Raw genomic sequence first — 12,476 nt, 5'->3', positions numbered from 1 at the left:
CAATATAATGTGTTAGTTTTATGAAAATATAACCCCACCATCAATCATGATGGATTGCCCTGTCATATAATCCGAATCCGGTGAAGCAAGGTAAGATACGAATTTCGCAACATCCTCTGGGGTTTCAGAGCGTCCTAAGGTTATGGAATCTGTAAACTTTTTAAATGTTTCACCTTTAGCAAGATTCATATATTGGCCCATTTTTTCATCGATTAAATCCCACATTTGCGTCCCGACAATTCCTGGACAGTATGCATTCACCGTAATGCCAAACTGGGCCAATTCCTGTGCTGCCGCTTGTGTAATGCCTCTTACGGCAAATTTTGTGGCCGAGTATGTACCTAATAAACTAAAGCCTTTGTAACTGGCGATGCTGGCAGCACTTATAATTTTTCCGCCTTCTTGCTTTTTCATTTGTTCAGCAGCGGCTTGCAGGCAAAAGAGGACACCATTTACATTTATATTGAAAATCTGTTCCAGATCCTCTTGAGTTACCTCCAATAGAGGCTTTATTTGAGCAATTCCTGCATTTGAAACCATAACGTCAAGTTGTCCAAAACGTTCCACAACTTGATTCACCATATCGAATACTTCCCGTCTATTGCTTACATCTGCTTTAACGGCAAAGCTTTCACGTCCAATTTCCCTGATCTCATTCACGACCGATTCAGCCGTATCCATATTGACATCGTTAATGACCACATTCAATCCATCTTGAGCTAATCTTAATGCAATGGCACGTCCGATACCACGTCCGGCACCAGTGACTACCGCCGTCCTTTGACCGCTAGCCATACAAAAATCTCCCTTCTGTCAAAAAAAGCTTATTTATAATTTTTTATGAATGCACAGCTTGACCTACAACGTTCAAAAAAGCTTCATGTATGGATTCCGACAAGGTTGGATGTGCCGCTACAAAATCTCCCATCATATCTGCCGTTATTTCTGCATGCAGCATGACCGTACCTTGACCAATCAATTCTGTCGCATGTTGACCAACAATGGTAAAACCTAGAATTTCATTATATTGTGGGTTCACTAGGACTTTGACCTTTCCTACCGGTTTATTGGAAAGGATTGCTTTCCCATTTGCCGAAAAAGCGAATTCACCAACTTTAATTTCCCCATATTTTTTACGCGCTTCTTTTTCAGTCAAGCCTACACTTGCAATCTCCGGGGAGGTATAAATGCAGCGAGGGATTGCCCGGTAATTAACTTGTGCAAATTGACCACAGGCATTTAGAGCCGCAACTCGCCCTTCATGAAAAGCGACATGGGCAAGTTGTATGCCCCCTATCACATCACCACAAGCATATATAGATGGAGTGCTTGTTTGCATTCGATCATCCACCGAGATGCCAAGTCGGGAAAAATCAATATCATTTCCCTCTAAGCCCATTTCGTTCACTCTTGGTTTTCTCCCTATTGATACGAGTACGTAATCTGCATGAAGTTCTTCAAATTCGCCATCGCTTTTCTCTAAAAATACCGTCTTACTGGCTGCATTGATGCTTTTGACAGATGTGGATGTATGGACCGTTACACCTTGGGTTTTCAATTCTCCATGAAGGATGCTCGTAATATCATCATCTTCCCCCGGAAGCAGCTTTGGCCCCATTTCTATAACGGTAACCTTGGTGCCCATCCTGCTATAAATACTGGCAAATTCACATCCGATGACGCCGCCTCCGACAATTAGCAGCGAATCGGGAATGGCAGGAAGTGACATGGCATGGCCACTGTGGATGATCCATTCACCATCAAACGGCGCAAAAGATAAAGGAATCGGTTCGGACCCCGTTGAAATGATGATCTTACTTGCTTCAATCTCTTCATTTTTATTTCCGTTCTCGATCCGAAGTCGATGGCTCGTCAGGATAGACGCTCTTCCCTGAATGACTTTTATTTTATTCTTATTCATTAAATATCGAATGCCGTTCACTAGTTTAGATATGACATCTCTCTTTCGTTCCTGTACGGTATCCCAATCGACTTCAATCGAATTGGAGGGCAGGCGAATTCCCATATGCCCGGCATTTTTCACCAAGTCATACGTATCGGCACTTTTCAATAATGACTTCGTTGGCATGCAGCCTTCGTTTAAACAGGTGCCCCCCAATGGCCCATCGACTACCAATATGACTTCCTTATCCTGCTGGGCAACAGTGATTGCCGCTACATACCCAGCAGGACCGCCGCCTATAATAGCTATACGATTCAAGAGCTTTCCCTCCTTTTTTATAAAATCACGGTGATCGGCTCTTCTAAATACCGTTTTAGTGTTTGTAAAAAGGCAGCAGCGGGTGCCCCGTCGAGTACACGGTGATCAAAAGTTAAACTGAGTGGCAAGATCGTTCTCCTCTCCAATTCTTCGCCAATATAAAGCGGGGTATCATAAGCAGAGCCAATTCCCAGTATCCCCGTTTCCGGTGTATTGAGAATCGGTGTAAAATGCTCAACGCCATATGCCCCAAGGTTACTGATGGTAAAAGTGGACCCTTGCATGTCTTCAATAGGCAATTGACCGTCACGTGCACACCGGGCCAATTCCTTACCTTTATTCGATAACTGCCTTAGGGTACAATTTTCGGCATTTCTTATGACAGGAACAACGAGCCCCTTCTCCAAGGCCACCGCTAATCCAAGATGGATATGCTCATTCAAAATGATGTTATCTTCAATATAAGCACTATTCATTTTAGGATGCTCATTAAGTGAAAGCACGACAGCCTTGGCAACAAAGTCCGTTATAGTCAATTTAGTTGATTCCTGTTTTTGTAGCGTTTCAGTAGCCTGTTTTTGCAAAATGACTAAATCGGTGACGTCAACTTTCATCGTTAGAGTTAATTGGGCACTGCTTTGCAAGCTCTCTTTCATACGTTTTGCAATGATTTTCCTCATTCCGGTAACAGGGATCTGTTGCCGACTCTCTAAAGTAGGTTGGGGAGGAACTATTCTTTCTTCTGTTGTATTTACCGACATGGAATCCCTTTTTTCGATTACTTTCTGTACATCTTCTTTAGTGATTCTTCCTCCTGGCCCGGTGCCTTGAATCTTCTCAATGTCAAGATTCGCTGCCTGTGCCATTTTTCGTGCAACCGGGGTGATCATCAAACGATCTCCCATTGACAAAATGGGTGACTCTTTTGTTTTCGGCTTTTCTTGATCAGCAATTCTCGACTGAGTTTGTTCAGCAACATGATCATCTTTCACTATTTCTTCATTCGGATTTCCGATATGACAGATAACGGTTCCTGGAGGTACTCCTTGCCCTTCTTGGACAGCTATATTCAGAATCGTACCTTCCGCCGGAGATTCAATATCCATTTCGATTTTCTCTGAATTGATGCTGGCTATTGCCTCACCTTTTTCGACTGGATCCCCAACAGCCTTACTCCACAAAGAAACGGTACCTTCTTTCATTGCCATGCCTAATTTCGGCATTACTACTTCGACCGCCATAACTTTTTTCTCCCTTCAGATTGGTTTCTGTGTCCAACTTTGGTTTTGTTGCTCCAACTTTTGCAGTTCTATTCGAAAAAGCTGGAGCATGCATCATATTGATTTATTTACACCCTAAGAATGGAAGGCTCCCCCAATAATTCTTTAACGACTTGTATCACTTTTTCTGATGTTGGAAGGTAAATATCTTCTAGCGGTGGAGAAAAAGGTACAGGTGTATGTGGTGCCGTAATCCTCTTAATTGGCGCATCGAGCGTGTCAAATCCCTTATCCGCCACCAGTGCGGCAATATCCGTTGCGACGCTGCATCTAGGGTTCGCTTCATCAATCACGATCAAACGATTTGTTTTTGCCACAGAATTGAGAATCGATTCTTCATCCAGTGGTGACAAGCTCCGAGGGTCGACAATCTCAACTTCAATGCCTTTTGAAGTAAGTTTTTCAGCAGCCTCCATCGCGGTGTGAACTTGTTTACCGATGGCAACGACCGTCAAATCCGAGCCTTTCCTTTTAATTTCAGCTTTGCCGATTGGGATTGTATAGTAGCCTTCCGGAACCTCTCCGACCATGTTGTATAGCGTTTTATCTTCAAAAAAGATGACAGGATCATTATCTTCTATGGCTGAAAGTAAGAGCCCTTTTGCGTCATAGGGGGATGAGGGAACAACTACCTTCAATCCAGGAATGCTAGTGAACAAGGCATAAAGGCTTTGTGAATGCTGTGCTGCAGCCCTGAACCCTGCACCATGCATCGTACGGATTGTCACGGGAACCTGTGCTTTTCCTCCAAACATATAGCGGAACTTCGCACCTTGATTCAATACTTCATCCAAACAGCTGCCAATGAAATCGTTGAACATTAGCTCGGCAATCGGTCGTAAGCCTGTCGAAGCGGCTGCCATGGCCGCACCCATATAACCGGCTTCCGCAATGGGAGTATCAAGGATTCTATCGCGGCCAAACTCTTGAACCAATCCTTTTGTGACACCTAAAACACCACCCCATGCTTCGTCATCCTGCAAATGATCAACCTCTGCGCCTCCGGCTACATCTTCTCCCATAAGGATGACATTTTCATCTTTTCTCATTGCCATGGCCATTGCTTCATTTATTGCCTGTGACATACTGATTTTTCTACTCATTTCAATTCCTCCTTTTATAATTTAATAGGATACATAAACATCTTTTAATAAATCGGAAGCCTCTGGATATGGGCTATCTTCACTGAACTTGACTGCTTGTTTAATAGATTCCTCAACGGCAATCTCAAGAGAAATCAGTTCTTTTTCCGCCAGCAGATTCTGTTTGAGTAAGTAATTCCTAAACAGGGAAATCGCATCTTTCTCTTGTTTATGCTCCTTTTTGTCTTGTTCTTTTTTATATTTCTGTGCATCTCCCTCGAAGTGTCCATAATTACGATAAGTAACGCATTCGATCAATGATGGACCTTCTCCCCTGCGAGCCCTCTGAACGGCTTCTTCGGCAGCCTTATACACAGCCAATACATCTTTCCCATCCACTCGGACACCCGGGATATTGTAGCTAATCGCCCGATCGGCTATCGTTTTACAGCTTGAAGCATAATTGAATGGCGTGGCCTCCCCATACCCATTATTTTCTGCGATGAATATTACGGGTAGCTTCCAAATTGCCGCCAGATTTATACCTTCATGGAATGTCCCATGATTATTGGCACCATCACCAAAAAAACAAACACTAACATGATCGGTCTTTTTATATTTCGCAGTTAATGCTGCACCGCATGCGAGCGGAAAGCCTCCACCAACTATCCCGTTTGCACCTAACATCCCCTTATCCAAATCGGCAATATGCATGGAACCGCCTTTTCCCTTGCAAAGCCCTGTCACTTTCCCATAGATTTCAGCCATCATCCCGTTAAGGTCACATTCTTTTGCGATACAGTGGCCATGCCCCCTGTGAGTGCTTGTAATGCTGTCCTTTTCAGAAAGGTGAGCACATACTCCTACAGCTACCGCTTCTTCCCCAGCATACAAATGGACAAAACCTGGTAAAATCCCTTTTGCAAAAGATTCATGAACTTGGTCTTCGAATTTCCTGATCTCCAGCATTTTTTTGTACATCCAATAAGCCTTGTCCTGTGATAACTTTATTTCATTCGATTGAACCGTTTCCATTTTTCAGCCCCCAATCATTAATAATGAGTCAATCTTTATATTGATATTGCAAATGCCGTGCCAAGATGGGAGGTCGGTAAAATTAGGATTTTATCTATTTTCAGTCGAGACAAAACAAGACAAAATGAGAATGTTGTCTCGTTTTGTCTCGTTTTTTTAAAATATACTATCCCAATTCATTAATCACTGAAGTGAAAAGATAATATGAATGCGGAAGCAGCGTTTTTAAGATTCATTTAGGGTGTCAGTACTTACTATCATGGATTTTTGTAAATAAGGGAGAAATAGAAAACTTAACAGGAATTCGACCTCCGGTCGTATTAGAGTCTACTAGTCATTGTCATACACCAGTTGTTCAGCATTTCGAGGAAAGAGATTATTTACAAATTATCATTAACCCACTTGTCTTATATCGAGAAAAGAGCTCATCTCTACGAAAAGTAAAAACAGATGTGATTGATGCTTGCCATCTCTGCGAGCTGTATAATAAAGTAGATTTGGAGCCAATACCTAGAAGTGACTTTGTTTTTTCTCCAATGCTATTGCAATACAGAGCAAACTTTTGAGGACAATGATTTCATAATTGAGCCTAAGGCGTAGGTTTATTTATATGAACCGAAAATTTCCTTTGCCAATCTACGCCCAGTAGGAGTCGCAGCCAGCCCGCCCTCTGCCGTTTCGCGAAGTGCAACCGGCATGGTCAATCCTATTTTATACATGGCGTCGATAACTTCGTCACATGGAATGCGGCTAGTAATGCCTGCAAGTGCCATATCAGCTGCCGTTATCGCGTTGGAGGCACCCATTGCGTTACGTTTCACGCAAGGAACTTCAACCAATCCAGCCACTGGATCACAAACCAGTCCAAGCATATTTTTCAATGTGATCGCCATCGCTTCTGCGGCTTGGCTCGGTGTACCGCCGGCCAGTTCTACTATCGCAGCTGCGGCCATGCCACTTGCCGAGCCCACTTCTGCTTGGCAGCCACCAGCCGCTCCAGAAATGGAAGCGTTGTTTGCGACCACGAAACCGAAGGCAGCGGAAGTGAAAAGAAATTCGATCATCTCTGCTCGGGTCGGGTTTAATTTTTCTTTCACAGCAAATAATGTCCCGGGAACAACGCCTGCCGAACCGGCAGTCGGAGTGGCACAAATCATTCCCATTGCTGCATTCACTTCGTTCGTCGCAACAGCTTTACTGACGGCATCCAATAATAAATCGCCTGCGAGCGCCTTGCCTGACTTGATATAATTTTGCAAAAGAACGGCATCCCCGCCCGTTAGGCCTGTAACGGATTGCACACCTTTCTGGCCTCTTTCCACCGCTTGTTCCATCACTGTCAAATTCCTGTCCATCTTTTCAATGATCTGTTCTCTCGACAGGCTCGAGAACTCCATTTCTTGTAAAATCATGATTTCCGCGATTTTTACATGTTTACTTTCAGCAAGTTCAACCAACTCTGCTACATTTCGGAACATGTTTTTACCTCCATATCTATGCCAACACTTTTACTGATTATTATTCAACCATTCTTATGACTTGCGACACGTTTTCCAATCCTTCAATTTCCTTCATGACATCACCCTTGATTTTCTGATCGACTTCAATCACCATGAGGGCCATTTGACCTTTTTCTTTTCGTGAAACTTCCATATGTCCAATGTTAATTTCATGATTCGCCAATACTGTCGAAACGGAGGATATGATTCCAAACACATCGTTATGCACGACTAAAATGGCTGGGTTTTCACCCGACAATTTAAGCTTGAACGTATTCAATTCCGTTATTTCTATCGTTCCGCCGCCAATCGAGATCCCAACAAGTTCCAATTCTTTATCTTCGTCGAACAGTCTGATCTTGACTGTATTAGGATGATCCATCACAGTATCCTCGATTGTAAAGGTAACTACCATGCCGGCTTCTTCCGCTATCGTTAAAGAGGCAGGGATTCGTTCATCATCCGTATCGAAATCCAATATCCCGCCTACGACAGCGACATCTGTACCGTGTCCCCTGAATGTTTTTGCAAAAGAGCCATATAAAGAAATGATGGCTTTCTTCGGTTGCTTTCCGAATAATGTCCGTGCTACTCTGCCAATTCTGGCAGCTCCTGCTGTATGTGAGCTTGAAGGTCCAATCATGACGGGACCGATTATATCGAATGCAGATCTGTATTTCATCGTGATATGCCCCTTTTTGGGAAAAGATTTGTTTATCCGTCTTCATTATGCCGCTTTTTGTTTTTCTTTCGCCCTTATTCGTGAAAGAGCCTAATCTTTTAATTTTGAACACGATTAAGCCAAGGAAACCTACCGAATCTCTCACAACTTGCACATAACTCAGCTGTGATAAGTCACCTTTACAGGATCATTGAAATCGTACAAAACTCCATACACTGCGATTGGTGTGGCCGTCCCGGTTACATTACTTGTCAGAAGCAGGGAAAAAGCTTTACAAGACGAGAACGGCCCTTGAGTGCGTCAATGCTTAAAAAAGAGTTTATTCAACTAATAATAATTTCAGTTATCGAACAGGCGAAAAAGGTAAAGTACATTTCGAACTTACAATGCTTGTTTATATTTATAATCCTCCGAAATTAGCAGTGAATCGGCTCAATCAACAAATGTACAAAATGAATCAAGCTGTTATTCGTTTAGGTAAACGAAGGCAAACCCTTTTATGGAATTAATTCAATTATAATAGAGATTGAAATGTGGCATTAATATAGGAATAAATAGTAATGATGTCCCTTTTGAGATATGACAAAATACTCACAAGGTCGAGGATTTTGTCTGCTCTAATAGAATTAGTAGAGAAAAATCTCTAAAAATAGTGTAAAGTTTATCTCCTATCTTTGAAGCATCATAATATTGTATTCACTCAAACACGATTGTTTTATTACCATGAATAATAACTCTATCTTCAATATGCCAAGAAACAGCTTGGGCAAGAACCTGTCTTTCCACATGACTTCCGGTAACCTTTAATTCTTCGATTGTATGTCTATGATTAACCCGCTTTACATCTTGCTGAATAATGGGTCCTTCATCAAGATCATTCGTAACATAATGAGCAGTTGCCCCAATTAGCTTTACACCACGGTTATAGGCCCTCGCATAAGGGTTTGCACCGACAAACGCCGGTAAGAAAGAATGATGAATGTTAATAATTTGATTTGGGAACTCCGATACAAAGGTTGGGGAAAGAATTTGCATATATCTAGCCAAGGCAATAAAGTCTACTTTCCCTTTCAATAGATCTATTGCTTTCTGTTCTGCTTGTTGCTTCGTTTCATGAGCTAAAGGAATATGATAATAAGGTATGCCATAACTTTCTACTATTTTTTTTAAATCAGGATGATTACTGATCACCATCGGAATTTCCACTGGAAGTTCATTCGATTTCCAACGCCATATAAGCTCCATAAGACAGTGATCCATTTTGGATACAAAGATAGCCATTCGTTTTCTTTTATTATTGCCGCTTAAGCTCCATTCCATCGCATAAGCCTGGGCCAGCACATGTAAGTCCTCTTCAAGTTTTGCATAGGAAGCATCAAAGTCGTTTAAATCAAATTCGATTCTCATAAAAAACATACCAGCTTGTGGATCCGTCGTATGTTGGTCAAAATGAACAACATTTGCTCTGTTTTCTAATAAAAGGTTAGATACGGCCGAGATAATACCTGGTTTCTCTGGACAAGATATTAATAATTTAGCACGATTAACATTCACTACTTGATACAATGGACTCTCACCATCCTTTAGATTTGTAATAAAAATATGTAAAAACTTTCGAATTCAGAATGATGGCTAAACTCAACCGCTATAGGTGTCCGAACAATACCGTTACTACAATTTCATTTCTAGCAATCTTGAACTACGGTGAGAGAGGGCTATGGACCTTGAATTTTTTTTACTGACTCCCACCTATCAAATGGTTCGCCTTCCCCCATGAAGGAAGAAGTATTCAACTCTTCTTTTTACTATCCTTTATATCTATGAGTGTATTTCCTTACCATATACAGCTAGGGCAGCTTCCCCAATTGCTTCCGCTAATGTAGGGTGAGGGTGTATCGTATGTGCAATGTCCATAGCTGTTGCATTTAATACTCGTGCAAGACCAGCTTCCGAAATCATATCGGTTACATGTGGCCCAACCATATGCGCTCCTAACAACTTACTAGATTCTTCTTCAACAACGAGTTTGACAAAACCGTCTGATTCACCAAAAACAAGAGCCTTTCCAATCGCACGGAAGGAGAACTTCCCTGTTTTTACTTGATACCCTTTCTCCTTTGCATCCTCTTCTGTTAACCCAACACTAGCTACCTCCGGGTTACTATATATGCATTTGGAAACAAGAGATTGATCAAGTGGCACTGGTTTTTCTCCTGCCATATGTTCAATGGCGATGATCCCTTCATGTGAAGCAACATGGGCAAGCTGTAATCCTCCAATCACATCTCCAATTGCATAAATGCTAGGCTCATTCGTTTGATAAAACTCATTTGTTTGAATCACACGTTCGACTTCAACTTTGGTATTTTCAAGGTGAATGCCTTCTATGTTTGCTAATCTTCCGACAGATACTAATAATTTTTCTGCTGAAAATGACGTGTCTTTTCCTTTATATTCCGCCTTTATAGAGACACCGTCACCTTTTTCTAACGATTCTGGAAGCACCTTTGCCCCTGTTACGATTTTCACACCTTTTTTCTTCATTAGTCGCTGTACTTCCTTTGAAATATCTTTATCTTCCGTCGGTAAAATGCGATCGGCATACTCAATCACAGTCACTTCTAATCCAAAGTCAATAAGCATCGAAGCCCATTCTATTCCAATAACACCGCCGCCGACAATAATGATGGAATTTGGGAGCTCTTTCATTTGTAGCGCTTCTTCCGATGTCATCACATATTCGCCATCTGCTTCTAGGCCGGGTAATGTCCTTGGACGAGATCCTGTAGCTATTAAAATATTTCGAGAGCTTAATATTGTTTCCCGTTCATCATTATTAAATCTCACTAAAACATCTCTTGACTGTAAAATACTCCCTTTCCCTTCAAACACATCTATTTTCCCTTTTTTCATTAAATGTTGTACACCTTTAAATAAGCGTCCAGTAATTTCTTCTTTCCTGGCCTGTACTTTTGAGAAGTCCAGTCCAACTTCCGGTGCAATAACACCATATTTATCTGCATTTTTTGCATTCGAATATATCTCTGCACTTCTTAATAATGCTTTACTTGGAATACAACCTGCATGAAGGCATGTTCCACCAAGTTTACCTTGTTCAACTACCGCCGTTTTTAATCCTAATTGAGACGCACGAATGGCCGCAACATATCCACCGGTGCCCCCACCGATGATAACAACGTCATATTTTTGATTCACCTAATACTACCCCCTTTTGTTTTCATAACCATAGAGATATATGGATAGTCTAAGATAACAACTAACTTATTAAACACGATCTATTCTATTAATAGGTAAACGATCATGATACTTTAAATTATTTCAATGGCACATGCATTGGATGCAAAGCTTTCTCCAACAATAAAGCCACTATCTTCTATATAATCAATTTGTGTTTCTTCATCTAAATAACGTTTTGTAAAATGATCTAATCTAAGCTGAACTCCCTCATATTCAATAATTACATCGTTTCTGCGGGGCTCGTCCAATAAGAGGGAGAACTTCACCGACACCCCGCAGCCGCCGGCAATATCAGCGTCAATGCGAGGAACTTGCGCACCCTTACATGTCATTTCCTTCAGTTTATTCATAGCTGCCTCTGTTATCTTTATTTTGACTATCATCTGATTCTCCCCTTTCTTAATGGATTATTGAAAAATGATTACGCATTAGCCTTAGTTGCACGGACTTGTTCATCTGCATGATAGGAGGAGCGAACAAGCGGACCGGCTTCGCAATGACTAAACCCTTTTGACATGGCAATGTTTTTCAGTTCTTCAAACTCTTCTGGACTCCAATATTTTTCGACTTTCAAATGTCGTTTAGTCGGCTGCAAATATTGACCAATAGTCATTATGTCTACATCGTTAATACGAAGATCATCCATTGTTTCCATAATTTCTTCTTTTGTTTCTCCTAGACCAATCATAATGCTTGATTTCGTAGGGATAGTGGAATTCATTTGCTTTGCCCGCCTTAAAAACTCTAATGAACGTTCGTATGTTGCACGTGCACGAACTTTTTGGGATAAGCGTTTTACTGTTTCAATGTTGTGATTCAAAATGTCTGGCCTTGTATCCATTAATGTTTTTAAGCTGTCATATTCCCCATTCAGATCTGAGGGGAGAACTTCAATGCTGCAAAATGGATTTTGCCGTCTCACTGCCTTTACAGTTTCTGCAAATACCTTTGCTCCGCCGTCTTTTAAATCATCACGAGCAACAGCGGTAATCACCACATGTTTTAGGTTCATTTGCTTTACTGATTCTGCGACACGTTCGGGCTCTTCCCAATCAAGTTCTGATGGTAGCCCTGTTTGAACTGCACAGAACCTGCAAGCTCGGGTACAAACACTTCCTAAAATCATGAAAGTTGCCGTTTTTCGTACCGCCCAGCATTCATGAATATTAGGACATCTTGCTTCTTCACAAACAGTATGAAGTTTTTTTTCCCGCATCATTTTCTTTAAGCCTGTATATTGTTCATTCGTATTTAATTTAATTTTAAGCCATTCTGGTTTACGAAGATCAGTGATGGACATTTTATTTCTCACTCCTATGAGCAGATGTAATTTTAGCTTTAAAGAGGTTGCTCCATACGCCTAAAAAAAAAGACCGATAGAGTTTCTCCGTTGCTCTGTCTTTTTAGTTCTCAAGACTA

Annotated in this window: 11 protein-coding genes and 1 pseudogene; 1 reads left to right on the top strand and 11 read right to left on the bottom strand. The window is 41.4% G+C overall.

What is annotated here, in order from left to right; all coding sequences use genetic code 11:
- Positions 1-18 precede the first annotated feature (18 nt).
- The 5 genes from MKY17_RS13395 to MKY17_RS13375 form a co-directional block, all read right to left on the bottom strand.
- Positions 19-795, bottom strand: coding sequence for an acetoin reductase (locus tag MKY17_RS13395; RefSeq protein WP_098372337.1), 777 nt, complete (start codon positions 793-795; stop codon positions 19-21).
- A 43-nt stretch (positions 796-838) separates the two neighbouring features.
- Positions 839-2,221: a dihydrolipoyl dehydrogenase gene (gene lpdA / locus MKY17_RS13390; protein ID WP_339202187.1), complete on the bottom strand. Its 1,383-nt coding sequence runs from the start codon at positions 2,219-2,221 to the stop codon at positions 839-841.
- A gap of 17 nt (positions 2,222-2,238) precedes the next feature.
- Positions 2,239-3,462: a dihydrolipoamide acetyltransferase family protein gene (locus tag MKY17_RS13385; protein WP_339202185.1), complete on the bottom strand. Its 1,224-nt coding sequence runs from the start codon at positions 3,460-3,462 to the stop codon at positions 2,239-2,241.
- A gap of 107 nt (positions 3,463-3,569) precedes the next feature.
- The gene (locus tag MKY17_RS13380; RefSeq protein ID WP_339202183.1) at positions 3,570-4,604 is read right to left on the bottom strand and encodes an alpha-ketoacid dehydrogenase subunit beta; all 1,035 of its coding nucleotides are present in this window, start codon (positions 4,602-4,604) and stop codon (positions 3,570-3,572) included.
- Between the two features lie 21 nt (positions 4,605-4,625).
- A complete protein-coding gene (locus MKY17_RS13375) occupies positions 4,626-5,618 on the bottom strand; it encodes a thiamine pyrophosphate-dependent dehydrogenase E1 component subunit alpha (protein WP_098372333.1) in 993 nt (330 codons plus the stop codon).
- Positions 5,619-5,893: 275 nt separating this feature from the next.
- Here MKY17_RS13375 and MKY17_RS13370 point away from each other — a divergent pair.
- A pseudogene (locus MKY17_RS13370) lies at positions 5,894-6,184 on the top strand (transposase); the annotation flags it as partial.
- 36 nt (positions 6,185-6,220) lie between these two features.
- Here MKY17_RS13370 and sdaAA read toward each other — a convergent pair.
- From sdaAA to lipA, 6 genes are all read right to left on the bottom strand, one after another.
- Positions 6,221-7,096, bottom strand: a complete 876-nt coding sequence (gene sdaAA / locus MKY17_RS13365; protein WP_339200947.1) for an L-serine ammonia-lyase, iron-sulfur-dependent, subunit alpha — start codon at positions 7,094-7,096, stop codon at positions 6,221-6,223.
- 40 nt (positions 7,097-7,136) lie between these two features.
- On the bottom strand, positions 7,137-7,799 hold the full coding sequence (sdaAB, locus tag MKY17_RS13360) for an L-serine ammonia-lyase, iron-sulfur-dependent subunit beta (protein ID WP_339202182.1): 663 nt from the start codon (positions 7,797-7,799) through the stop codon (positions 7,137-7,139).
- 696 nt (positions 7,800-8,495) lie between these two features.
- Complete coding sequence (gene purU, locus MKY17_RS13355; RefSeq protein WP_098372273.1) at positions 8,496-9,365, bottom strand: formyltetrahydrofolate deformylase; 870 nt, start codon at positions 9,363-9,365, stop codon at positions 8,496-8,498.
- 252 nt (positions 9,366-9,617) lie between these two features.
- Positions 9,618-11,015, bottom strand: a complete 1,398-nt coding sequence (lpdA, locus tag MKY17_RS13350) for a dihydrolipoyl dehydrogenase (RefSeq protein WP_339202178.1) — start codon at positions 11,013-11,015, stop codon at positions 9,618-9,620.
- Positions 11,016-11,128: 113 nt separating this feature from the next.
- Positions 11,129-11,440, bottom strand: coding sequence for an iron-sulfur cluster biosynthesis family protein (locus MKY17_RS13345; RefSeq protein WP_339202176.1), 312 nt, complete (start codon positions 11,438-11,440; stop codon positions 11,129-11,131).
- A gap of 38 nt (positions 11,441-11,478) precedes the next feature.
- Positions 11,479-12,357, bottom strand: a complete 879-nt coding sequence (gene lipA / locus MKY17_RS13340; RefSeq protein ID WP_098372270.1) for a lipoyl synthase — start codon at positions 12,355-12,357, stop codon at positions 11,479-11,481.
- Positions 12,358-12,476: the final 119 nt, after the last annotated feature.

Origin of the sequence: Peribacillus sp. FSL P2-0133, from assembly GCF_037975445.1 — a bacterium.
GTDB classification, from domain to species: domain Bacteria; phylum Bacillota; class Bacilli; order Bacillales; family DSM-1321; genus Peribacillus; species Peribacillus simplex_E.
This window is presented reverse-complemented; position numbering and strand designations above follow the sequence as displayed.